Raw genomic sequence first — 22,715 nt, 5'->3', positions numbered from 1 at the left:
CGCGCTGGCTCAGGCGGCGGCGTTGAAAGCATCGCTGTAGTGTGCGATGCCTTCGGGCACCGGCCCATCGAAGGCCAGTGCCATGAAGTAGCCGGGCGGCACGCCCGGCAGTTGCAGGCCCGCACGGGCCTGAAAACCAAAACGCGCGTAATACGCGGGATCGCCCAGCAGCACGCAGCCCGCGGCCTGCATGTCACGCAGTTCAGACAGCGCCTGTTCCATCAGGCGCGAGCCGATGCCGTGCCCTTGCCTTTGCGGCAGGACGGAGATCGGCCCCAAGCCGTACCAGCCTTCGGCCTTGTGGCCGTTGCGATCGGTGATGGTCACGGGCGACAGGGCCACATGGCCGACGACCTGGCCGTGTTCCTCGGCCACGATGGAAAGCGTCAGTTCGTCGGCGGCGCGCAGGGCGCGCACGATGAACTGCTCGGTGTGGCTGGTGTGCGGTGCATCGGCGAAGGCGGCGACCGTGACGGCCTCGATGGCGGCCATGTCGTCAGGTGTTTCGTGTCGTAGCTGGATGGTCATGGACTGCTCTTGGATTCTTTCCTGAAAATATAGAACGGCCTGGGCGTGTCGGCGCTTCGCCCCGCCGGGCTTTCGGGCTGCGCCCCGTGTCAACTTCGCTGTCACGGCCATTCGGCTTCAATTCCTCGCGCCTTCGCGCCTTTGGCGCTGCGCGCTTCGCTTGCCTCCAGGGGAAAGCCCTGCGGGCTATCCCCGCCGCGCGATGCTTGGCGCCCCTCGATGCGGCCGAACCGGCTGCGCCGGATCGGCGCGGCCAGCGCTACGCTGCGATGGACGGGGTGCTGGCGAACACGCTGGCCCTTGCTGCAGCAGGTTGCACGGATGCGTGCTGCCCTCAACGCTGGCGGTTCCTGCCCATCACGTCACGAAGGACGGTTCACGGACAACCCGCCCGGCATCGCTATGGAGCTTCCACGCCACGCCTCAAGACCGGCGCCGCAAGGTGCGGCCGGGGCTTTCTCGCCTTTCATTTGGTGGTTGACCTGGCCCGCGTCAGTGAGCGAGCTGGAGAAGCCTTCGGGCGGGGATGCCGAGTCGGCCCCATCTCCTTTCGGAGCGGTTCGGCCCAAGGCGTCCTTGTCTCGTTGTGAATCCTGGCGGTGGCACGGCTGCGCCTCGGGCTTCATGGCTGCAACCGTCCGGCGAAAACAATTTGAGGGTCGGCAGGGATTCGTGTAAAAACGGGCCGAAAGTGAGCTAACTGCCTGTCGCAGCTGGCTTTATTGGCCGCTCCAGAAAATCGAGGGTTGGGCAGCACTCTCCCGCCGGCACTTGGGCGCACCGCGCTATTTTCTGTTCGAGATCCCTCTCCAGCTGTCGCAGCTCGCGGATTCGTAGACGGACATCGACGAGCTTTCGCTCGGTCAGCTGACGGGTCTGCTCGCAAGAACCTTCGCCTGTGATCTCTAGCAGGCCAGCGATCTCGTCGAGGCTGAATCCCATCATCTGAGCGCGCCGGATGAACTGAAGCCGATTGACATCGTTTTCGTCGTAACGACGCACGCCTCCTATGGGTCGCTCGGGTTGACGCAGCAGCCTACGCCGCTGGTAGTAGCGCACGGTTTCGACGTGCACATCGGCCGCCGCCGCCAGCCGGCTGATCGTAAACGTGTTCGGACGCACGGCTTGACTCCGTACCTAGGTACAGAGGCTAGTATGCTCTGATGCAAACAACCCCGGCCAAATCGTCTGTTCCAGCCATCGTTGGCGCGAGCATCGCCGCCATTGGCGCATCGGTCTGCTGCGTCGTGCCGCTGGTGCTGGTCCTGCTGGGCATCAGTGGCGCCTGGATCGGCACCCTGACAGCTCTCGATCCCTTGAGGCCCTGGTTCAGCGCCGCCGCCGTACTGTCCTTGGCCGTGGCGTTTTGGATGCTGTATCGACCGGCGGCACGGTGCGGTGTGGATGGCAGTTGCATCGCCCCGGACGCTCTGCGACGCAGGCGACGTTGGCTCTGGTTGGCGACAGCCCTCATCGTCCTGTTGCTGCTGTTTCCCTATTACATCGTCTGGATTCTGTAGGAGGCGCGATGCACAAGTGGATACTGGCCCTGGTGGCTGCTCTGTCGGTCGGTGCCGCTCTTGCGACGCCCGCAACCGTAGTGATGCTCGATGCTGAGAACATGACCTGTCCCGCCTGCGGCATCACCATCAGGAAGGCGCTGGAGAAGGTGCCGGGCGTGGCCGATGTGAAGGTGGACACCCGGGCTGAAACAGTCACGGTGACGTTCGAATCGAGCCAGACGGATGCAGCCGGAATCGCGCGTGCAGTCACGGAAGCAGGCTTCCCGGCCAAGGTGCGGACTGGCGGTGAGTGACGTCAAGCTGGAAAGCGTCTTGACCTGCCCGGAGTGCGGCCATCGGGCGACCGAGACAATGCCCATCACAGCGTGTCAATTCTTCTATGAGTGCACGGGCTGTGGAGCGGTTTTGCGTCCGCATCAAGGCGACTGCTGTGTGTTCTGCTCGTTCGGAACAGTGCCATGTCCACCGATCCAACAGAACAATCCCTGTTGTGGTTGAACCGCGGACTCCGATAATAGTTGGACAGACAGGCTGCGAGATCGACTGTGCCACCCTGGAAAGCGCGCCGCTCAACCAGCGGTGTGCATGCGAAGTGGTCGACATCCTCCGTCTGCACGAGTCGATCCGGGGTGCCTTTCCGGAGTTCACGACTGATCCCGCCGTACACGCGCACTTATTTTCACCCTATGCCTTGTTCGTTGATCGGCCCGCGTTGGAGGCCATGGGACGAGTCGCGGCGGCGGTCTTCGACGTCGCAGGAAACCCGGGATATAGCCAACGGGTCCTGCAATGGGCCCCTGACATTGCAACCCATGATCCGGGTTCGGCGGGGGGCGTCCTGGGTCTGGACTTTCACCTGACGGTCGATGGCCCGCGGCTGATCGAGGTCAACACCAATCCAGGCGGTCTGCTCCTCAATGCCTTGTTGCTCGATGCCGTGCGGTCTTGCGCGCCGCCAGCATGGGCCACCTGGACCAACGCGGCCCAAGCGCGTGATGCGGCCGTCACGGCCTGGATGGAGGATGCTCGGCAGCAATCCGGGCGCACGCCGTCGCGCCTGGCCATCGTGGACAGCACTCCGCGAGCGCAGTTCCTTTACCCCGAGTTTGTGCTGTACGCGAACGCGTTTCGGGACCATGGCGTGGACTGCGTGATCAGCGCTCCCGAGGATTTGTCGTTTGGTTCGGACGGGCTTGAGGATGCCCACGGTCGAATCGACACTGTCTACAACCGGTTGACCGATTTCGCGCTCGAGGATGCCTCGCATGCAGACATTCGTGAGGCTTACCTGGCAGGGGACGTCGCGCTGATGCCGCATCCCCGAGCACACGCGCTGTTTGCCGACAAGCGCAACCTTGCGGTGCTCGGGGACCCGGCTCTGCTCGGCGGGTTCGGGGTCGATGCGGGTTCGACGGCACTGCTGGGCCAGGTGATCCCGCCCACGGTCGAACTCGTGCCCGCGAACCGGGATGCGTTGTGGGCAGTGCGCAACGGATATTTCTTCAAGCCTGCAGCAGGGTTTGGCAGCCGTGGGAGTTATCGGGGCGACAAGTTGACCCGGCGGACTTGGGCGTCTATGGCGTCGGCGACCTACATCGCACAGGCCTTCGCGCCACCGAGCATGCGGATCGTGCATGGGGGCCAGTCCCTCAAGGCGGATGTGCGCTGCTTCGCGTCCGAGGCGGGTGTCCTGTTGTTCGCGGCCAGGCTGTACCAGGGCCAGACCACGAACATGCGCACCCCCGGTGGTGGATTCGCAGCGGTGCTCACGTCGTCACGGATCGAGGAGTGATTCCCCACCGGAGCCGACCCTTGGGGCGTGTCGTGGCTACAGCCAGGCGAGTGCCGATTCAGCCAGTTCGCGCTCCTCATCGATCGCGACGTTCCATATGCTCGGCCCGCCCCCGCGGTCGATCCGCGTGGCTCCAGCATCGTTGACGTCAGGTGCCAGCGCCAGGCCGAGCCAGGCCAGTCGCGCGACGATGCGAGCCCGCAAAACCGGCGCGCGATGGCCGATGCCGCCGGAAAAGACGACATGGTCGAGACCGCCAATTGCCGTGGCCATGGCCGCGATGGACTGCGCAATCCGGACTGCAAAGAGCTCCACGGCAAGCTGGGCCTGCGGGCCGGGATCCGTCAGCAACACGCGCATGTCGCCATGGCCGGCGATTCCGGCAAGGCCTGCACTGCGGTACAGGCCGTTTTCAAGCGCCTGCGCATCCAGGCGTTCATGCCTCAGCAGATACAGCAACGCGCCGGGATCGAGATCTCCGGAGCGGGTAGGGCTCGGGATTCCACCCAGCGGAGTGAGCGCCATGGTGGTGTCGCGGCTGCGGCCGCCCTCGACGGCGCAGACGCTGCAGCCACCCCCCAGATGCGCGAAGACAGCGCGGCCCTTCAGGATTCCAGCGTCGTGGCTGGCCACTATGCGGAGCGCGGAGGCAAAGGCGAGTCCATGGAAACCGTAGCGGCGGATGCCCAGCGCATCCCATGCTTCAGGGACAGGCAAGCGCCGGCTCCAGGGCGCGAGCGACGCGTGGAAGTCGGTGTCGAAGGCCACGCCTTGGCGCGCGTGCGGCCAACGCATGCGCGCGGCACGCGCGAAAGCGAGGGCTACCGGCTGGTGCAAGGGTGCGAACGGCACCAATGCATCCAGTTTCGCGAGCACGGTTTCGTCGAGCTCGCGGGCGTCGTGCAGGTCACCGCCATGTACGATTCGGTGCACCACCACGTCGGGGCTGGGCCACGGCTCCGACAATGCCTCGAGCAGGGTGGCAAGGCGCTCCTGCGCATCCACGCCGACTGGAATTTCGGCCCGGGAGCGCTCGAGCAGACGAGACTGCGCGCCGTGTCCCTCAGTGTTGAACAGATAGGACGCGCCCTTGAGGGTGGACGAGCCAACGTTGAGTGCAAGAAGCCGGCGCGTGGTCACAGGTGTCCCCGAATCATGTTCATGGGGACCGCACCGCCCGGCGCAACAACTGCGCATTGATTGCCACAACGACGGTGCTCAGCGACATGAGCACTGCCCCAAGCGCAGGTTGCAGCAGGATCCCCCATGCGGCGAGAACGCCAGCGGCGAGAGGGATGGCGACGATGTTGTAGCCGGCGGCCCACCACAGGTTCTGGATCATCTTGCGATAGGTGGCCTTGCTCAATTCGATGATCGCTGGCACGTCGCGCGGGTCGCTGCGCACGAGTACGACGTCGCCGGCCTCGACCGCGACGTCCGTCCCTGTGCCGATGGCGATGCCGACGTCGGACGTGAGCAGCGCCGGAGCGTCATTGACACCGTCACCCACCATCGCGACGCGCTTGCCCTGGGCCTGCAGCTCCTCGATCTTTGCCACCTTGTCCTCGGGCAATACCTCGGCGAAGACGGTGTCGATGTTGAGTTCCTTCGCGACCGCGTTTGCGACCGCCGTGGAATCACCCGTCAGCAGGACAACCTCCAGTCCTTCGTCGTGCAGCCGCTTGACCGCGTCGAACGATTCGGGACGGATGGCATCCGCGATCGCAAATACGGCGAGCACCCGGTCGCCTTCCACCAGGTAGGTTGCAGATTGACCATCGGCTGCCGCTGATTCGGCAGCCCGCCGAAGCGTCTCCGGCGGTTCGACCGCGAGCATTCTCAACAGACCCGGCCCGCCAACGTGAAGCGAGCGCTCCTCGACGACTGCGCGCACGCCGCGTCCCGGCATGGACTCGAAGTCCTGCGACATCGGAACGTCGATGCCATGTTCCTTGGCGCTGGTCATCAGCGCCTGCGCGATCGGATGTTCAGCGTCGCGCTGGACCGACGCGGCCACGCGAAGCACCTCGTCGTCGGTGAGTCCATCGGCGGCAGTGGTCTTCACGACGCGGTGCGAACCGAGCGTGAGCGTGCCTGTCTTGTCGAACACGACCGTGTTCAGCAAACGGGCCTCTTCCAGGCCGCGTCGATCGCGCACGAGCAGGCCGTTCCGTGCGCCAATCGTGGTCGAGATGGCGGTCACCAGCGGGATGGCCAAACCCAGCGCATGGGGACAGGCGATCACGAGCACGGTCACTACGCGCTCGATCGTGAAGCTCCACGGTCGACCGAGGAGTGGCCAGACAATGGCGGTAACCGCGGCGGAGACGATGGCGATGATCGTGAGGTAGAACGCCGCCCGGTCCGCCAGGGCCTGGGCGCGCGAGCGCGACGTCTGGGCCTGCTCGACGAGCCGCATGATACCCGCGAGCGCGGTCTCGTCGCCGGTTCCCGTCACCTCGACACGCAACGAGCCCTGTCCGTTGACGGTGCCGGCGATCACCCGGTCGCCCGTCGACTTGTCCATCGGCTTGGACTCGCCGGTGATCATCGCTTCGTTGACGGCGCTGGTCCCTTCCTTCACGACGCCGTCGGCGGGAATGCTCGCGCCGGGCCTGATGAGCAGCAGGTCGCCGCGCTTCAGTTCCGCGACAGGGACTTCCTTCGCGGTACCGGCCTCATCCAACCGCACCGCCATATCAGGCAGCAGCTTCGCGAGTTCCTTGAGAGCGCCCTGTGCCTGGTTGATCGAACGCATCTCGATCCAGTGGCCGAGCAACATGATCGCCACCAGCGTCGCCAGCTCCCACCACAGGTCCAAGCCCTCGACAACGCCGAGCGTGACCAACGCGCTGTAAAGGAAGGCGACGGTGATCGCAAGCGAGATCAGCGTCATCATGCCCGGCAGGCGATTTCTCAGCTCGTGGTATCCGCCGCGGAGGAACGGCGAGCCGCCGTAGAAGTACACGATCGTGCCGAACACCGCCGGGATGTACGCCGACCCCGGGAACTGTGGTGCGGTGTAGTCGAACCAATGCTGGATCATCCCGCTCCAGATCAGAGTGGGGATGGTCAGCAGCAGCGTGAGCCAGAACTTGTCGCGGAAGCTCGCCACGCTGTGGCCGGCATGCTTGTCGTGCCCGGCATGGACGTCACCTTCAGCACCCGTGCGGGGATGCGGCGGTTGCTCGCCGTGCGCCTGATGATCTTGATGATGATGATTGTGTTGCGTCATGGGTCTGCCTTCCTGGATGCACTGATGCGCCGGGCACCAGCGGGGAGATAGATCAGTGTTCTGTTACAAGTGTCCCGATCTGGCGATGGCCATCACCAGCCGCAGTGAGAGCAATCCCGCAGCAGCGAAAGCCACCATAGCCAGGAAAGGCATGTGACCGAACACTTGCGGGCCGTCGGAATGCAGGCTCAACAGCGCACCGCTTACGTACAGGCCCAAGGTGACCAGGGCCAACGCCAGCCGGTTGCCCGTGCGCGCGATTGCCTCCTGCGTGGAACTCAGGCCATGGTGGTGTACGGAGAAGGCGGGTCGTCCGTCGCTCAGTTGCGCCTGCCGCAACAGGTCGGTGGCGATCTGTGGCAGTTGGCGCGCAGTGCGGGCCAGCCGCATGGCAAGCGGCCTGTTGCCGCTGGGGCGGCTGGCTTCGGCAATGTCGGCGATCGCGGCCGCCTGCGCGGACAGCGTCCCCAGCAGGTCCAGATTCGGATCCAGCGCCCGCAGCGTGTTCTCGACCAGGAACAGCGTCCGGATCAGGGACAGCAGGTGGGCCGGAAGCCGGAAGCCAGCGCCCTGCCCAATGCGTGCCACGCGCCAGATTGCCTCGGCAATGGACCACTGCGCCAGCGGACGGCTGGCCATCTCGGCCAGGATCAGGTGGATCTCGCGCACATGCGAGCGGCGGTCGACCTGCGACGGGAAGAAGCCCATGGCGATCGCTGCATCCAGCACGCCCTCGGCGTCGTCGGCCGCAATGGCCTCGACCATGCCGCCGAGCGCGAGCCGGGATGCAGGGTCGAGCACGCCGATCGATCCAAAGTCATGCAGGCACAGGCGACCGTCGTCAAAGAAGAACAGATTCCCCGGGTGCGGGTCGGCATGGAAGACGCCGGCGCCGAAGAGCTGATGCACGTAGGCACCGAGCAGCGCCCTTGCCAGTGCGGGAGCGGCCGCTGTGCCGTACGCGGCCTCCAGACGGGTCCCGTGGCTTCGATCCTGCACAAGCACGTTGCGGGTGGCATACGGCTCGACGACGTGCGGCTGGGTGATGCCGGGCAGGGCATCCAGCACCTTGGCCATGCGCCGCATGTTCTGCGCCTCGTGACGCATGTCGATCTCGTCACGCAGGAATGCGCCTAGTTCGTCCACCAGTTCGAGCGGCCGGTGGCGTTTCAGTGGCGGCCAGATCCACTGGGCGACGCGCATCGTGCGCCGCAGGAGCAGCAGATCCGCCTGCACCTGGGCATGGATCCCGGGGCGGGTGATCTTGACGACCACATCGCGACCATCATGCATGCGCGCTGGATGGATCTGGGCCACTGAAGCCGCGGCCAGGGGCTTGTCATCGAAGCTGGCGAAAAGTTCGCCGACCGGCGCGCCAAACGCCTGTTCGACGATACGCATGGCCTCCTCCGCCGGGAAGGGGGGCACATCGCTGTGCAATCGCGACAGCGCCTCGCGATAGGGCGCCGGCAGCAGGTCCCAGCGCAGGCTCAAGCCCTGGCCCAGCTTGACGAAGGTGGTGCCCAACCCCACCAGTGTGGTGCTGACGTATGCCGGAAGCAGGTCGGGTGCACGTCGGCGCAGGCGCAGCACGGCGACGCCGAGCTTGAGTCCCGCCCAGGCAATCTGGCCTCCGCGCCGCACCGTGCCCGCCATCAACGCGCGCTCCCGGTTGGACAACTCATGGCGTCGACCCACTTGCAGGACGCAGGATCGTGGCCGGATCGCCCCGACCATCCACTGCCGCCAGCTCCGCTTCCGACAACAGGCCGCCCCGGGACTGGCCGAGGACGCCCGCGGCCGCATCGACCACGTGCGCCCAGGTGCTGCGGTTGGCGAACAGCAGTCCCGGCACGTCCAGCGTGCCGCCGCGGTTGACGAAGCCGAGCGCCGCGGTCGTGGCCGGGCCAGTGTCGAGCCGGCGCAGCGCGCCCAGGAAGGGCTCGGGCCGCGTATGCGTGACGAATATGCGCGGCCGTTCCGCCGGGAACAGTGCATGGACCTCGCTGTCGGAGTGCACGTACCGCGCCTCGTCCGGATCGCGCGGCGTGCGGAACCGGCCGGGCTCGCCGAGATAGACGATCGCGGCCGACACGCCACGTTCAACGAGGCGCACCTGCGCGTGGCGCACTTCCTGCAATTGGTAAGCACCGGTGGCGACCAGCAGGATCGCCGCTGTCGCCGGGTTGCCGGCCAGGCACAGCGCACCTTGGGTGGCCAGCGCCTGCGCCTGCGTCGGTGTCAGCTCGTGCGGCACCGGTCGCTTGGGGACGACCAGGGTGGTGACCGTGCCGCGTTGCGCGTAGGCGTGGGCGAGGGCCGCGGCGGCGCCGTTGGCGTCCGGGGGAAACACCACGCGCGATATGTCGGCCATTTCGCCCAGGAGCGCCTCGGCCATGGTCGGATCCTGATGGGACTGCTCGTTCTTCGCGTTCTCCCACGTGTGCGAGGTCAGCACGAGAGGCACGCCCAGCCAGCCGGGCGGTCGCCCCGCCTGTGCCTGGTGACGCGCGAAGATCAATTCCTGGCGCACGGCGCCAAGCATCTTCGGTGCGAACGCCTCGTAGGTGACCACCAGGTTCAGCCCGCCCTTGTTGCCGAGCGCGGCGCATACCACGGCTTCCTCATTAAGCGCGGTGATGACCGCGCCAGTGGTCGATTCCGCGACACCGGGCTCGGGCTCGTGCACCCGGTGCTTCATTGCGTCCAGGGTGCGATCGAGCTTGTTGCTGCGCAGCTCGTCAGGATTGCCCACGCGCACGCGCAGCCCCGGGTTCGCTTCGGCGATGGCGACGAACTGCTCGTCGAGCGCGGTCATCGGCGAGCTCTCGCCGCCGGCGCCGCGGTCGGCGATCGCCGGGACGCGGGGCGGTTCCACCTGGCGATCGGCCAGCGCATGGTCGCGCTCGCGCACGCGCTGCTGGAGGTCGTGGCTGTTGAGTGCGGCAACAGCCTCCTCGAGCTCGGACGCGGCCACGAACAGCGCCGCGGCGCCTTGATTGAAGAGCGCGCGTGCCTCGGCCTCCTTCGACGGATTCCCGGGCAGGGGCAGGTTGTGCGAGGCGTTGGTCCCGGCGCCGGGGAATCCGAAGCCCTTCACGGTTTCGGCAATGCCATAGGGCAGCCGCACGTCGGCATCGGGAACGGCGGCGCCCGCTTGCAGGCGCGACTCCATCACATGGATACCCCACGCGATGCTGGCCGGATCGCGCCCGTCCAGCGCGATCGGATCAAAGCCGTTCAATCGCAGGTGCCGGTCCAGCCACCGCTCGCCGCCCTGCTGGGCGATCTGGCTGCGCTGTTCGATGCGCCGCCCGTTGAGGATGATGATCGGGCTGACCAGCCCGCTGTCCTCGGCACGCCACCAGCGCGGCGCCCAGTCGCTGCCGCGCTGTTCCTCGAACGCACCGTCGCTGAGGAACGCCACCAGGCGTTCGTCCTTGAGCGGTGCATGCACGTACTGCAGTTCGGCAAAGCCGAGATAGCCGCCTTCCATCACGCCCCCGGCGGTGTGCGCATTGACGTGGGAGCCCAGGGGCGACGCCGGTGTTCCGTCCGGATTGAGGGTGTAGGCATAGAAGTCGCCGACGAACCGGCTCAGCCCCGCGTCGGAGCGGTCGTAACGTTCGGCGTGCCGGGCGGTCATGTTGCCAACCAGCACGTTCAGCGCGTCGATGGCGGCCACGCAGTGCCCCTGGCCCATCATCCATGCGCGGGTGACGCCATCCAGGGCGTCCATCAGCAGGTAGCCGGCGTAGGCCGGCACCATGTTGAGGGACCCGCCAGTGTGGCCTTCGGGCGTGGCCTTGAAGTCATCGGCCTCGAGGGCCGCGCCGTCGGTGCGGACCCGCTGGCTGTAGGTCATGTGGGCCACCAGCCACATGCCGGCGCTGGTGACGCGATCGGCCGCGGCGAGCCGCTGCCAGGCGGTGCCGGCATCGGGCGTGCGGCCCAAGGCCACCAGCTCGTGCACCATCTGGCGGACCCGGAGCTGGGTGAGCGGGTCATGTCGGATCACGCCGTAGCCGGCCGCCCAATGGTCAAACGCGGGATCGGCCCGCCGGTGGGCGTCGGCGAGTTCAAGGGTCCGCTGGCGCTCGGCGGCCGACAGCTGGTCGGCGGTGCAGCAGTTGAGATGCAGGTTCATGGGTCCTCCGGGGAGTCGGCCGAAGCGGACATCAGGGTCGATGCCGCGTCAGCGAGGTCCGCGCCGAGCGCGATCGCGTTCGACGGGTGGGCAATGGTGTCGGTACTGACGATGCGGGCCAGACCTGCTTCCTGCAGGCGGGCATAGGCATCGCCGGCGAACACCGGATGGATGGCGACCAGCAGTGGCGGCGGCAACGACAACCGGCGCAGGTGTGCGAGGGTCTCCAGGATGGTGTGGCCGGACGACACGATGTCGTCGATCAGGACCGGGGTCCGGCCCGCCACGGCCTGCGGGTCGGGCAGGCTGACGCGCACGTCGTAGTCGCCGTGCCGCTCCTTGGCCAGCACCTGGTAGGGCATGCCGGACAGGGCGGCGATGTCCGCTACCCACTGCTCGCTCTCGCTGTCAGGGCCGATCAGCACAGCGTCGGGGACGGTCTCAGCGATCCAGCGGGCCACGGCCGGCGTCGCCGATACGTGGACCGTCGGAATGCGGTAGAGCGACTGCAGGCGCTCGACGCGGTGCAGGTGCGGGTCCACGGTCACCAGCCAGTCGAAAGCCTCTTCGAGGAATTGCGCAAACAGCGGTGTACTGACCGCCTCGCCGCGATGGAAGCGGGTGTCCTGGCGCATATACCCCAGGTAGGGTGCGATGAGGCCGACCGAACGAGCCCCGAACTCGCGCGCGGTCCGGGCGGCGAAGCGCAGCGGGAGGGCCAGGGCATCGGCGTTGCGCAGGCTGGCCAGGATCGCCACATCGGCGCCGTCCAGTGCGTCGTCCAGGGTGACCAGCGACTCGCCATCGGGGAAGTGCCGCCAGGCCACGGGTGCAATGCGCGCCTGCAGGGGCTGGTTGATGGTGCCGGCCAACACTGCATCGGCCGGGAAGGGCATCAGCACACGGGTCATGGAACCTCTCCAAGCACAAAGGGTTGCAGCGTCGCGGCGTGCTCCAGGGCGTAGGCCAGTTCTCCCGGCGACTCCGCATGCAGGGTCATCATGGGCTGTCCGCGCTCGACCGTATCGCCGATCCGCAGACCGGTTTCGAGGCCGGCGGTGGGGGATGTCGGGGCGCCGGCCAGCTTGGCCAGTTTGGCCAGCCTGCGGTTGTCGATCGCCGCGATGCGGCCCGATGCAGGCGCCGGGACGTCGGCGGTGAACGCCGCCCGTGGCGGTTCGCGGAAGCCTCCCTGGGCCTCGCAGATCGCCAGGAACTTGGCCAGCGCCGCCCCGGAATCCAGCACGCCGCGCGCGCGCTCCAGTCCGGTGCCGGCGTTGCTGCCCGCTGCCATGTCCAGCAGCGCCGCGGACAGCGCAAGTGCGCGTTCGCGAAGGTCGGCGGGTGCATCGGCCGCGTTGCGCAGCACCTTGAGCACGTCGTGCGCCTCGAGCGCCGGGCCGATTCCCCGACCCACCGGCTGGGTGCCGTCGGAGCGATGGATGCCCAACTGCAATCCCAGCGCGCCCGCGGTGTGGGCAAGCCGCGTGCCGAGGCTGTGGGCCGCGGCCTCACCTCGCACCTTGGCCGTCGGACCCACCGGCATGTCGATCAGGACGTGGGTGGAGCCCGCGGCTATCTTCTTCGACAGCACGCTGGCGACCAGTTGGCCGTCGCTGTCGAAATCCAGCGGGCGCTGGACCCGGATCAGGATGTCGTCGGCCGGGCTCAGGCGCACGTTGCCACCCCACACGATGCAGCCGCCCTCGCGCTCCACCACCCGGCGCATCGCCGCCAGGTCGAGCGCCACCGGCGCCATCACTTCCATGGTGTCGGCGGTGCCCGCGGGCGACGTGATCGCGCGCGACGAGGTCTTCGGGATGCGGTAGCCCAGCGCAGCCACGATGGCCACCACGATCGGGGTGGTGCGATTGCCCGGCAGGCCACCTACGCAGTGTTTGTCCAGCACCGGCCCTTCGCCCCAGTCCAGGCGCTGGCCCACGGAGATCATGGCTCGCGTCAGCGCGGTCGTCTCCGCATGGTCCAGGCGGTCACCCGCGCTGGCAGTGACGAAAGCTGCAAGCTCCAGGTCCGACAACCTGCTTTCCATCACGTCCTGCACCAGGGCGAAGTACTGCGCGTCGTCCAACCGGGCGCCGAACACCTTGGCACGGAGCGCGCCCGCCGACGCCGCGGGTTCCGCGTGCCTGACGCCGGCGAGGGCGTCGGGCGCGGGATCGAGGAGCGTCCACGCGGCCTCCGACAACGCCACCTCGTCCAGGCCGAGCCGATCGTCGATGACCACGTTCAGCGTCGCCACCAGCGTGCGGGCGTCCACGTCCAGCCTGACGCGCGTCAACGCGGCAAAGCCTTCCGAGCGACAGACCTCGCAGTCGCGGTGCATATAGACCACCGGCTGCTGGTAGGTGTCGATGCCGGCACGGGTGACGCGCAGGCGGGTGTGGCCCGGGGCCTGCGTGGTCATCTCGCATCCTCCAATCCGACTTGCTCCAGGTGCCCCGGCACGCGCGCACGCCAGCCCAGTTCACGCTGCACGCGCCCGCGCAGCGTGTCTGCAGCGTCGGGCTCGCCGTGGGTGAGGTAGACCATGCGCGGCGCGGACGGCGCGGTGCGCATCCAGTCCAGCAGCTCCCCGGCGTCGGCGTGGCCGGAGAAGCCCTCCAGCTGCACCACCTCGGCGCGGATGGGGACCTCGCGGCCGAACATGCGCAACGTGCGCTTGCCTGCCGCCAGCGCGGCACCGCGTGTTCCTCCGGCCTGGTAGCCCGCGAGCAGGATCGCGTTGCGGTCATCGGGGCCGAACGCCTCGATGTGGTGCAGCACGCGCCCGCCGGTGATCATGCCGCTGGCCGAGATGATGATCATCGGCCCGCGCTGGCGGTTGAGTGCCTTCGACTCTTCTACAGTGTTGACGAAGGTGGCCACGTCGAACATCCGCTGGCAGTCCTCGTCGGACACGTGGTGCTCGGAGTGGTGGTCGTGGTAGTGCCGGGTCGCGTTGATCGCCATCGGGCTGTTGAGGTAGACCGGCACGCGAGGGATGTCCTTGCGCTCACGCAGCCGGGCGATATGCAGCATGAGCGCCTGGGCGCGGCCGATGGCAAAGGCGGGAATGACGATCACGCCCCCGCGGGCGGCAACGCGGCGGATGATCGGTGCCAGCTCGGCTTCTTGGTCGATCGGAATGTGTTCCCGATTGCCATATGTGGATTCGCAGACCAGGACGTCACAGGCGGGCAGGGGCGTCGGCGGATTCATCAGCGACTCCTGCTGCCGTCCCAGGTCGCCACTGAAGTGCAGGCGCTGGCCCTGGACGTCAAGGCTGACATGGGCAGCGCCCAGGATGTGGCCGGCAGGATGGAAGCGGATCGTGACGCCTGATGCGACCTCGATGTCGCGACCATAGTCATGCCCCTTGAGCTGCTTCAGGCTGCGGCGGGCGTCATCCTCGGTATAAAGCGGCCGTGGTTCCTTGTGCTTGGAGTACCCCTTGCGGGCCGCGTACTTGGCCTCCTCTTCGAGCAGGTGTCCGCTGTCGGGAAGCAGCAGGCCGCACAGGGCCACGCTGCCATGGGTGCAGTGGATCCGGCCGCGGAACCCTTGTTTGACCAGTGCGGGCAAGTAGCCCGAATGGTCCAGGTGGGCGTGGGTCAGGACCACCGCGTCGATTGATGACGCCTCGACGGGAAACGGAGCCCAGTTGCGCTCGCGCAATTGCTTGTAGCCCTGGAACAGGCCGCAGTCCACGAGCACGCGCTGACCGTTGGCCTCGACCAGGTAGCGCGAGCCGGTCACGGTGCCCGCGGCACCGAGGAATTGCAGGGTGGGGTTGGAAGACGCTGTCATGGTGTGGCTCCTGTCCTGGAAGGGAAGTGATTGCGGAGGGCATGGCGAGGGCCGAGGCGCATCTGCATCGCCCGCGCGCCTGTCAGGGGCGGATCAGCTCCACTGTGTCGTTGACCTTGGGGCTCCCGGAGATCACTTCAGCCTCCGCGTAGTGGCTGTCGAACAGTTCGACGATGCGCACTTGGCCAACGTTCTCGCGGCGGTAGCGTGGACCGCCGGCCCGCGAATGCCGGATACGGCGCTTGTGCCGGATCACGTCCAGCACCTGCCCGACCTGGGCACCGTCGGCCTGCCCGACACAGACCACAAGCGTTCCGTCCTGCTTTTCCAGCACCTGGCCGCGCATCAACACGTTGTGGCGGAACCCACCCTCGTTCGCGGAGACGACCCCCGGCAATGCGAACGCGAGCGCGAGGGCCAGTGCGGCGACCCAATGGCTGCGATTGGTACCTCGGGGTCTGGAATGGGCGACGTGTGTGACCGTATTCATGGTGTGGACTCCTTAGATGGGCTGCGAGGGGTGGCGGCATCCGCCAGTGGAAGGCGTTTGAGCAGCAACGCGTTGAGGGCGACGATCACCGAACTGCCCGACATCGACAGCGCGGCGATTTCTGGCGACAGCACGAACGGATAGAGCACACCGGCCGCCAGCGGAAAGGCCAGCACGTTGTAGCCCACGGCCCAGCCCAGATTCTGATGCATCTTGCGCAGAGTGGCGTGGGCGATGGTGGTCGCGCGAACGACGTCATAAGGGTCGCTGTGCATGAGCACGATGTCGGCACTCTCGATGGCGACGTCGGTGCCGGCGCCGATCGCGAACCCAACGTCGGCTTGGGTGAGCGCCGGTGCGTCGTTGATGCCGTCGCCCACCATGCCGACCTTGAGGCCCTGCGACTGCAGCTTGATGACCTCATCGGCCTTGCCGCCCGGCAGCACGTCGGCCAGCACGATGTCGATTCCCAGGTCCTGTGCCACGCGCTCGGCCGTGGGGCGGTTGTCGCCGGTGATCATCGCCACCTTGATGTTGCGCCGGTGCAATTCGTCGATGGCCGCGCGCGAGGTCTCCCGGATCGCGTCGGCAATCGCGAAGAAGCCTGCGAGCCGGTCACCCACCCCGGCATAGATCACCGTGCGACCGGCACCGGTGAGGCGCGCAGCCTCCGCTTCCAATACCGAGAGGTCGATGCCGTGCTCGACCATCAGGATCCGGTTGCCCAGCACCACCTGCACCCCGTCAACCACGCCGGTAGCGCCCTGGCCATCGATGTTGGTGAACGCGGTAGCGCGCTCGGCTACCGGACCGGCACGCTTCAGGATGGCCTGCGCCAGCGGGTGCTCGGAGTGCGCCTCGACCGCGGCGGCCGCGGCCAGCAACCGCTCCTGCGTCCAGCCCGGCGCGACCGCCATGTCGACCACCTCGGGGGCGCCGACCGTCAGGGTGCCGGTCTTGTCGAAGATCACCACGTCCAGGCGTGCGCTCTTCTCAATCGATTCGGCATGCTTGAAGAGGATGCCGTGTCGTGCCCCCAGGCCAGTGCCGATCATGATCGCCATCGGCGTGGCCAAACCGAGTGCATCGGGGCAGGCGATGACGAAGACGGTGATCGTCAGCGTGAGCGCGAACAGCAGCGGCTGTCCCAGCCACCAGAACCAGACCGCGAAGGTCAGCAGCCCGATCACGATCGCAGCCAGCACCAGCCATTGCGAGGCGCGGTCGGCGAGCAGCTGCGCGGGCGCCTTGGAGTTCTGCGCGGTCTGGACCAGCTTGATGATCTGCGCCAGTGCCGTGTCGCTGCCGATCTTGGTGGCGGTGTAGGCGAATGCGCCGCTCTTGTTGATCGATCCGCCGACGACGGACTCTCCGGGATCCTTGCGCACCGGCATCGACTCGCCGGTCAGCATGGATTCGTCGACCTGAGAGCTGCCTTCCGTCACGATGCCATCGACCGGGATCTTCGCCCCGGGCCGCACGATCACGGTCTCGCCGACCAGCACTTCAGCGGTGGGAATGTCGAGCTCCTGCCCCTCGCGCCGGACGACCGCGCGGGGTGGGGACAGCTTCAGCAGCGCTTTCATGGCGTCCGAGGCGCCGGCGCGAGCCCGCATCTCGAGCCAGTGGCCAAGCAGGACGAAGGTCAGCAGGACGGCCGAGGCCTCGTAGAAGTTCGGCCCGTCGAAGAAGAACGTCGACGCGATGCTGAAACCGTAACCTGTGCCCACGCTCAGGAGCACCAGGACCGCCATGTCCAGCACACCCCGTCGCAGGGACCGGATCGCGGCGCTGAAGAATGGCCAGCCCGGATACAGCACGGCGCCGGTCGCCAGCAGGAACAACCAGACGTTCTCGCGCAGTCCGAACGGCACCGGCGGCGGCTCTATCAGCCCGCCCATGGGCGACCACACGAATACCGGGATCGCGAAGGCGAGGGCGACCAGGAAGCGGCGGCCCATGTCGCGCGCCGCGGCGTGCAGATCGCTGCCGTGGTTCATGCCCGCATGGGCGTCGTGGCCCCCGGCATCCGTGGCGTCATCGCCGTGGCCGGCGTGGGCGTCAGCGGGGCGCTCTGCGGCCAATTCCTGTCCGTGCCCGGCATGCGCAGCATGGGCGTGCGCGCCTGCGGCGGGGTCGGCATCGGGCATCGGCGCGTTGCATTGGAAGCCGCAGTCGCGGATCGCGGTGGCGACCGCGCCCGCCGACAGGCGGGCCGGGTCGTAGGACACCTGCAGGGTCGCGGTAGCGAAATTCGCGCTGGTGGCGTTGACTCCAGGCAGCGCGGCCACGGCCTTCTCCAGCGTGCGCGCGCAGCCGGCACTCACCATGTCGCCGATGGGCCAGGTGCGCGTGCGCACAGTGGGTTTGTGGACGTGCGTCATCGGGTTTCTCCTTGGGATGGAGCGGGGCCGCGCCGGCGTCGCGGGATGAAGGCCGGCACTTCCTGCATGTAGCGGACGTAGTCGTCGCCGAAGCGGCTCAAGCAGTCTTTTTCCTCACGACGCGCCAGGCGGGCATAGGCCCACACGAGCACTGGATAGCTGGCGAGCGTGAGCAGCGTGGGCCACTGCAGCAGGAAACCGGTCAGCACGAGCAGGAAGGCGACGTACTGCGGGTGACGCATGCGCGCATACACGCCCTCGCGGGCGAGCCGGCCTTCACGCTGTGCCCGATACAGCACCGGCCAGGCGGCCGACAGCAGCCAGAAGCCGCCGCCGATCAGGACGAAGCTTGCGATGTGGAATGGGCCGAAATGCGGGTTGGCGCGCCAGCCGAACCACATCTCGAGCAGATGGCCCGCGTCATGGCTCAGCCAGTCCACCTGCGGATAGTTGGCGCTGAGCCAGCCGCCCAGGACGTACAGCGTCAGCGGGAAGCCATACATTTCCGCGAACAGGGCCACGACGAAGGCGGAGAACATACCGAACCCACGCCAGTCCCAACGGGTCAGCGGTTTGTAGAAGCTCCAGGCGAAGAAGATGAAGAACGCGGCGTTGATGGCGGCGAGGAGCCAAAGACCGTAGCCGGAGTCGGGTGCCTGCATGTCAGTGCCCTCCGTTCGAGGTGTCGGACGTTTCGTCGTTCAGTGCCCGCTTGCTACGGCTCTCATGCTGGCCATGGGGTGTGTCGTCGGCATTGCCGTCGCGCCCATGACTTCCGGAACCTCCATGACCGCCATGCCCCTTGTGCATGAACACATGCATCAAGGGACATAGCAGCAGGATGGCCAGGGGCAACCAGCGAAGCGTCCCCCCAAGGTGGGCGCGGTGCTCGACGGCGAGATAGAACACGGCCAGCGCCAGGAAGATCCAGAAGACCCAGCGTCGGGAGCCTGAGGGGGCAGGACTGGAGGCTGTCATGGCAAATTCTCCTCTGTGGGGCGGCGTCCAAGAAGTCGCCGGGGGGTGGACTTGACGAACCCGCCGCCTTCAGCAGCGGCAACAGATTCGATCAATGCGCAGACGTCATCGCCAGTCGGAATGGAGTCCGGAAGCTCCGCCCAGGCGTGGATGGCACGCTCCATTCGTCCGTGCATGGCGAGCAGCCTGTCCAGTTGTTGGCGGGTGTCGTCGAGCCTGCGCCGAATGATGTCCCGCACAAGCGGACAGGGACTATGTCGCAGCAGGCTGTGGTGGATGATTTCCTCGATTTCCCCCAGCGTGAAGCCAAGGTGTTGCGCCGTGCGAATGAAGTGCAGGCGAAGGAGCTCCGAGGTGGAGAACAACTGGTAGCCGCCCTCGGTATGCGTGGCCGCTTGCAACAGACCGCGCCGCAGGTAGTTGCGCACCACATGCACCGTGACATCGCCCTGCCGTGCCAGCTGGCGGACCGTCATCAGCGGCAGCGTCACTTCTTCCTTGGTCGTCATCGGCTTGCTCCCGGCGAGGTGTTGATCAGGCTAGACCTGTGTCTCGCACACAGGTCAACCGGCCTTGCGGTGGGCGAAGCCAGTAACGCGCGAATTGGCCGTGGACGGACGGATGTTCGCGGCCACAGTTGCATGAGCCGTCGGTCCCTGCCTGCGTTGAACGGCCCCATCACTACTTCTCCTTGGGTAGTGCGGAGGAGGGGTGCGGCTTCCTGGCCAGCTGCCGCTGCTTGATCAGCGAGTACAGCGCCGGGATCACGACCAGGGTGAGGATGGTCGAAGACACCATGCCACCTACCATCGGCGCAGCGATTCGGCGCATGACTTCCGAGCCAGTACCGCTGCTCCACATGATGGGCAGCAGGCCCGCCATGATCGCGACCACGGTCATCATCTTCGGGCGCACGCGGTCGACCGCGCCTTCGATGATGGCCTCGCGCAGGTCCCGTGAATCCAGTGCCCGGCCTTCGGCCTGCCTCTGCGCGGCACGCGCTTCAAGTGCGTGGTCGAGGTAGATCAGCATCACCACGCCGGTTTCCGCGGCGACGCCGGCCAGCGCGATGAAGCCCACGATCACCGCGACGCTGGTGTTGTAGTCGAGCATCCACATCAGCCAGATGCCACCGACCAGTGCGAAGGGCACCGACAGCATCACGATCAGCGACTCGGTGACACGGCGGAAGTTGAGGTACAGCAGCAGGAAAATCAGCGCCAGCGTCACCGGAACGACGACACGCATCTTCTCCGCGGCACGTTGCATGTATTCGTACTGTCCACTCCAGGTCACGTAGTAGCCAGGCGGGAACTGCACCTGCTCGGTGACCGCTTCCTGCGCAGCCTTCACGTAGCGGCCGAGATCGCTCTCTCGGGTGTCGACGTAGATGTACGCCGCCAGCATCGCGTTCTCGGTGCGGATGCTCGGCGCACCCTTCCTGACCTCAATCCGCGCCAGTTCGCCCAGCGGCACCTGGGCGCCGCCGGGCACCGGCACAAGGACTTGGCTGCCTATCCGGTGCGGATCGTCGCGGAGTTCGCGGGGATAGCGCACGATCGCGCTGAAGCGTTCGCGGCCCTGGAGGATGGTGGTGACGATCTCGCCGCCCAGCGCGGCGGCCACCACGTTCTGCACCTCGCCCAGGGTGACGCCGTACTGGGCCAGGCTGCCAAGGTCGGGGGTGATGTCGAGGTAGTAGGCGCCGGTCAGGCGTTCGGCGAACGCGCTGGTCGTGCCCGGCACTTCGCGCACCACGGCTTCGATCTCGGTGGCCAGCGCGTCGAGTTGCTCAAGGTCCGTGCCGAAGAGTTTGATGCCCACGGGCGTGCGGATGCCGGTGGCCAGCATGTCGGTGCGCGCCTTGATCGGCATCGTCCAGGAGTTGGCGACGCCCGGGAACTTCAGCGCCGCGTCCATCTCGGCGATGAGCTTGTCGGTGGTCATGCCGTCCCGCCATTCGTCCTCGGGCTTGAGGTTGATGACGGTCTCGAACATCTCCAGCGGTGCGGGATCGGTGGCCGTCAGGGCACGGCCCGCCTTGCCGAACACCGACTCCACTTCCGGGAAGCCCTTGATGATCCGGTCCTGCTGCTGCAGCAGCTCCGAGGCCTTGGTCACCGACATGCCCGGAAGCGACGCGGGCATGTACAGCAGCGTGCCTTCGTTGAGGGTTGGCATGAACTCGCTGCCCAGCCGCGATGCAGGCCACAGGCTTGCAAACAGGGCGGCCAACGCAAACATGATTGTGGCCATGCGATGCCGCAGAACGACGTTGATCACCGGCCGATAGGCCGCAACCAGGAACCGGTTCACCGGATTCTTGTGCTCGGGCACGATCTTGCCGCGCACGAACAGCAGCATGAGTACCGGTACCAGCGTGATCGACAACAGCGCGCCACCGGCCATCGCGAAGGTCTTGGTGAAGGCCAGCGGCTTGAACAGGCGACCTTCCTGAGCCTCCAGGGCGAACACGGGCAGGAACGAGACGGTGATGATCATCAGGCTGAAGAACAGCGCCGGCCCGACCTCGCGACAGGCATCGATGATCAGCTGGGTCCGGCTGCGGGAGCCGTCGGAGCGCTCGATGTGCTTGTGCGCGTTCTCGATCATCACGATCGCCGCGTCGACCATCACGCCAATCGAGATCGCGATGCCGCCCAGGCTCATGATGTTGGAGTTCATGCCCAGCATGCGCATCGCGATCACCGCGATCAGCACGCCGACGGGCAGCATGACGATCGCGACCAGCGCGCTGCGCGCATGGAACAGGAATACCAGGCACACCAGTGCGACGATCAGGCTCTCCTCGAGCAGCGTCGTGCGTAGCGTCTTGATCGCGCGCACGATGAGATCGGAGCGGTCGTAGACCGCCTGGACGCTGACGCCCTCGGGGAGTCCACTCGCAAGCTGGGCGATCTTGTCCTTCACCCCCCCGATCACGGCCAGGGCGTTTTCGCCGAAGCGCGCAATGACGATCCCGCCCACAACGTCGCCTTCGCCGTCCAGGTCGACGATGCCACGGCGCTCATCGGGTACCAGTTCGACCCGGGCGACGTCGCCGATCAGCACCGGTGCGCCCCCTTCGGCGCGCAGAACCAGGCTCTCGATATCCTCGATACCGCGCAGGTAGCCGCGGCCCCGCACCATGTACTCGGTCTCGGCCATCTCGATCACGCGGCCGCCGACGTCGCGGTTGCTCTCGGCGATCACCTCGGACACGCGTGAAATCGGGATGTCGAACTCGCGCAGCCGGACCGGATCGACGGTGATCGAGTACTGGCGCACGAAGCCGCCGACGCTGGCGACCTCGGCCACGCCGGGCGCGGTGGTGAGCTGGTAACGCAGGTACCAGTCCTGCATCGCGCGCAGCTCGTCCAGCGAGTGGCGGTCGCTCTGCAGCACGTACTGGTAGACCCAGCCCACGCCGGACGCGTCGGGTCCCAGTGCCGGTGCCACGCCAGCCGGCAGGTTTTTCGACGCGACGTTGAGGTTCTCGAGCACGCGCGAGCGCGCCCAGTACAGGTCCGTGCCTTCTTCGAAGATGACGTAGATGAAGGAGGCGCCGAAGAACGAGAAGCCGCGGACGTCCTTCGACTTCGGCGTCGCGAGCAGGGCGCTGGTCAGCGGATAGGTGACCTGGTCCTCGACCACCTGGGGCGCCTGCCCCGGGTACTCCGTGAACACGATCACCTGCACGTCCGACAGATCCGGTTGTGCGTCCAGCGGCGTGTTCATCAGTGCGTAGATGCCACCGGCGACAATCGCCAGCGCCATCAGCAGCACCAGGAAGACGTTGCGCACCGACCATTCAACGAGACGGCCAAGCAT

General features: G+C 66.9%; 19 protein-coding genes. 4 read left to right on the top strand and 15 right to left on the bottom strand.

The window, feature by feature from the left end; translation table 11 throughout:
- Positions 1-9: 9 nt before the first annotated feature.
- Both N5J73_RS01055 and N5J73_RS01050 read right to left on the bottom strand, forming a co-directional pair.
- Positions 10-528: an N-acetyltransferase gene (locus N5J73_RS01055; RefSeq protein ID WP_154353609.1), complete on the bottom strand. Its 519-nt coding sequence runs from the start codon at positions 526-528 to the stop codon at positions 10-12.
- Between the two features lie 696 nt (positions 529-1,224).
- A complete protein-coding gene (locus tag N5J73_RS01050; RefSeq protein ID WP_017355167.1) occupies positions 1,225-1,650 on the bottom strand; it encodes a MerR family transcriptional regulator in 426 nt (141 codons plus the stop codon).
- Between the two features lie 41 nt (positions 1,651-1,691).
- On the opposite strand from N5J73_RS01050, the gene N5J73_RS01045 reads away from it, so the two are divergent.
- From N5J73_RS01045 to N5J73_RS01030, 4 genes are all read left to right on the top strand, one after another.
- The gene (locus tag N5J73_RS01045; protein WP_017355168.1) at positions 1,692-2,048 is read left to right on the top strand and encodes a mercuric transporter MerT family protein; all 357 of its coding nucleotides are present in this window, start codon (positions 1,692-1,694) and stop codon (positions 2,046-2,048) included.
- Between the two features lie 8 nt (positions 2,049-2,056).
- A complete protein-coding gene (locus N5J73_RS01040; protein WP_017355169.1) occupies positions 2,057-2,344 on the top strand; it encodes a heavy-metal-associated domain-containing protein in 288 nt (95 codons plus the stop codon).
- The gene (locus N5J73_RS01035; RefSeq protein ID WP_083536958.1) at positions 2,337-2,549 is read left to right on the top strand and encodes a GDCCVxC domain-containing (seleno)protein; all 213 of its coding nucleotides are present in this window, start codon (positions 2,337-2,339) and stop codon (positions 2,547-2,549) included. The genes N5J73_RS01040 and N5J73_RS01035 overlap by 8 nt, the downstream gene beginning before the upstream one ends.
- A 94-nt stretch (positions 2,550-2,643) precedes the next feature.
- A complete protein-coding gene (locus N5J73_RS01030) occupies positions 2,644-3,843 on the top strand; it encodes a hypothetical protein (protein WP_017355170.1) in 1,200 nt (399 codons plus the stop codon).
- A gap of 36 nt (positions 3,844-3,879) precedes the next feature.
- Here N5J73_RS01030 and N5J73_RS01025 read toward each other — a convergent pair whose 3' ends face one another.
- The 13 genes from N5J73_RS01025 to N5J73_RS00965 all read right to left on the bottom strand — a co-directional run bounded on the left by N5J73_RS01025 (position 3,880) and on the right by N5J73_RS00965 (position 22,715).
- Positions 3,880-4,983 carry an acetate/propionate family kinase gene (locus N5J73_RS01025; protein WP_036196077.1) on the bottom strand — a complete coding sequence of 368 codons (1,104 nt, stop codon included), beginning with the start codon at positions 4,981-4,983 and terminating at the stop codon, positions 3,880-3,882.
- A 19-nt stretch (positions 4,984-5,002) separates the two neighbouring features.
- Positions 5,003-7,078: a heavy metal translocating P-type ATPase gene (locus N5J73_RS01020; protein WP_082316348.1), complete on the bottom strand. Its 2,076-nt coding sequence runs from the start codon at positions 7,076-7,078 to the stop codon at positions 5,003-5,005.
- A gap of 63 nt (positions 7,079-7,141) precedes the next feature.
- The gene (locus N5J73_RS01015) at positions 7,142-8,734 is read right to left on the bottom strand and encodes an AarF/UbiB family protein (protein ID WP_017355174.1); all 1,593 of its coding nucleotides are present in this window, start codon (positions 8,732-8,734) and stop codon (positions 7,142-7,144) included.
- Positions 8,735-8,759: 25 nt separating this feature from the next.
- The gene (locus tag N5J73_RS01010) at positions 8,760-11,225 is read right to left on the bottom strand and encodes a hypothetical protein (protein ID WP_017355175.1); all 2,466 of its coding nucleotides are present in this window, start codon (positions 11,223-11,225) and stop codon (positions 8,760-8,762) included.
- Positions 11,222-12,136: a ribose-phosphate diphosphokinase gene (locus tag N5J73_RS01005; protein WP_017355176.1), complete on the bottom strand. Its 915-nt coding sequence runs from the start codon at positions 12,134-12,136 to the stop codon at positions 11,222-11,224. Before N5J73_RS01005 ends, N5J73_RS01010 begins: the two co-directional genes overlap by 4 nt.
- Positions 12,133-13,650, bottom strand: coding sequence for a thymidine phosphorylase family protein (locus tag N5J73_RS01000; protein WP_154352390.1), 1,518 nt, complete (start codon positions 13,648-13,650; stop codon positions 12,133-12,135). Before N5J73_RS01000 ends, N5J73_RS01005 begins: the two co-directional genes overlap by 4 nt.
- A complete protein-coding gene (locus tag N5J73_RS00995; protein ID WP_017357192.1) occupies positions 13,647-15,032 on the bottom strand; it encodes an MBL fold metallo-hydrolase in 1,386 nt (461 codons plus the stop codon). The genes N5J73_RS01000 and N5J73_RS00995 overlap by 4 nt, the downstream gene beginning before the upstream one ends.
- 82 nt (positions 15,033-15,114) lie before the next feature.
- Positions 15,115-15,522, bottom strand: coding sequence for a hypothetical protein (locus N5J73_RS00990; protein ID WP_049436410.1), 408 nt, complete (start codon positions 15,520-15,522; stop codon positions 15,115-15,117).
- Complete coding sequence (locus N5J73_RS00985) at positions 15,519-17,906, bottom strand: heavy metal translocating P-type ATPase (RefSeq protein WP_049404642.1); 2,388 nt, start codon at positions 17,904-17,906, stop codon at positions 15,519-15,521. Before N5J73_RS00985 ends, N5J73_RS00990 begins: the two co-directional genes overlap by 4 nt.
- The gene (locus tag N5J73_RS00980) at positions 17,903-18,568 is read right to left on the bottom strand and encodes an isoprenylcysteine carboxylmethyltransferase family protein (protein WP_017357195.1); all 666 of its coding nucleotides are present in this window, start codon (positions 18,566-18,568) and stop codon (positions 17,903-17,905) included. The genes N5J73_RS00985 and N5J73_RS00980 overlap by 4 nt, the downstream gene beginning before the upstream one ends.
- Before the next feature lies 1 nt (position 18,569).
- Positions 18,570-18,884: a DUF2933 domain-containing protein gene (locus tag N5J73_RS00975; protein WP_065427866.1), complete on the bottom strand. Its 315-nt coding sequence runs from the start codon at positions 18,882-18,884 to the stop codon at positions 18,570-18,572.
- The gene (locus tag N5J73_RS00970; RefSeq protein ID WP_017357196.1) at positions 18,881-19,393 is read right to left on the bottom strand and encodes a MerR family transcriptional regulator; all 513 of its coding nucleotides are present in this window, start codon (positions 19,391-19,393) and stop codon (positions 18,881-18,883) included. The genes N5J73_RS00975 and N5J73_RS00970 overlap by 4 nt, the downstream gene beginning before the upstream one ends.
- Positions 19,394-19,565: 172 nt before the next feature.
- Positions 19,566-22,715 carry a CusA/CzcA family heavy metal efflux RND transporter gene (locus N5J73_RS00965; protein WP_049404640.1) on the bottom strand — a complete coding sequence of 1,050 codons (3,150 nt, stop codon included), beginning with the start codon at positions 22,713-22,715 and terminating at the stop codon, positions 19,566-19,568.

Origin of the sequence: Stenotrophomonas sp. GD03654, from assembly GCF_029845105.1 — a bacterium.
Lineage (GTDB): Bacteria > Pseudomonadota > Gammaproteobacteria > Xanthomonadales > Xanthomonadaceae > Stenotrophomonas > Stenotrophomonas africana.
Note: the sequence above shows the minus strand (reverse complement) of the source record. Positions and strands in the feature narration are given on the sequence as shown.

What these genes read in the sequence shown, in the direction of transcription:
- N5J73_RS01055 (WP_154353609.1), bottom strand. Translation starts at nt 528, where the DNA reads ATGACCATCCAGCTACGACACGAAACACCTGACGACATGGCCGCCATC.
- N5J73_RS01045 (WP_017355168.1), top strand. Translation starts at nt 1,692, where the DNA reads ATGCAAACAACCCCGGCCAAATCGTCTGTTCCAGCCATCGTTGGCGCG.
- N5J73_RS01040 (WP_017355169.1), top strand. Translation starts at nt 2,057, where the DNA reads ATGCACAAGTGGATACTGGCCCTGGTGGCTGCTCTGTCGGTCGGTGCC.
- N5J73_RS01020 (WP_082316348.1), bottom strand. Translation starts at nt 7,078, where the DNA reads ATGACGCAACACAATCATCATCATCAAGATCATCAGGCGCACGGCGAG.
- N5J73_RS01015 (WP_017355174.1), bottom strand. Translation starts at nt 8,734, where the DNA reads ATGGCGGGCACGGTGCGGCGCGGAGGCCAGATTGCCTGGGCGGGACTC.
- N5J73_RS01010 (WP_017355175.1), bottom strand. Translation starts at nt 11,225, where the DNA reads ATGAACCTGCATCTCAACTGCTGCACCGCCGACCAGCTGTCGGCCGCC.
- N5J73_RS01005 (WP_017355176.1), bottom strand. Translation starts at nt 12,136, where the DNA reads ATGACCCGTGTGCTGATGCCCTTCCCGGCCGATGCAGTGTTGGCCGGC.
- N5J73_RS01000 (WP_154352390.1), bottom strand. Translation starts at nt 13,650, where the DNA reads ATGACCACGCAGGCCCCGGGCCACACCCGCCTGCGCGTCACCCGTGCC.
- N5J73_RS00995 (WP_017357192.1), bottom strand. Translation starts at nt 15,032, where the DNA reads ATGACAGCGTCTTCCAACCCCACCCTGCAATTCCTCGGTGCCGCGGGC.
- N5J73_RS00990 (WP_049436410.1), bottom strand. Translation starts at nt 15,522, where the DNA reads ATGAATACGGTCACACACGTCGCCCATTCCAGACCCCGAGGTACCAAT.
- N5J73_RS00985 (WP_049404642.1), bottom strand. Translation starts at nt 17,906, where the DNA reads ATGACGCACGTCCACAAACCCACTGTGCGCACGCGCACCTGGCCCATC.
- N5J73_RS00980 (WP_017357195.1), bottom strand. Translation starts at nt 18,568, where the DNA reads ATGCAGGCACCCGACTCCGGCTACGGTCTTTGGCTCCTCGCCGCCATC.
- N5J73_RS00975 (WP_065427866.1), bottom strand. Translation starts at nt 18,884, where the DNA reads ATGACAGCCTCCAGTCCTGCCCCCTCAGGCTCCCGACGCTGGGTCTTC.
- N5J73_RS00970 (WP_017357196.1), bottom strand. Translation starts at nt 19,393, where the DNA reads ATGACGACCAAGGAAGAAGTGACGCTGCCGCTGATGACGGTCCGCCAG.
- N5J73_RS00965 (WP_049404640.1), bottom strand. Translation starts at nt 22,715, where the DNA reads ATGCTTGGCCGTCTCGTTGAATGGTCGGTGCGCAACGTCTTCCTGGTG.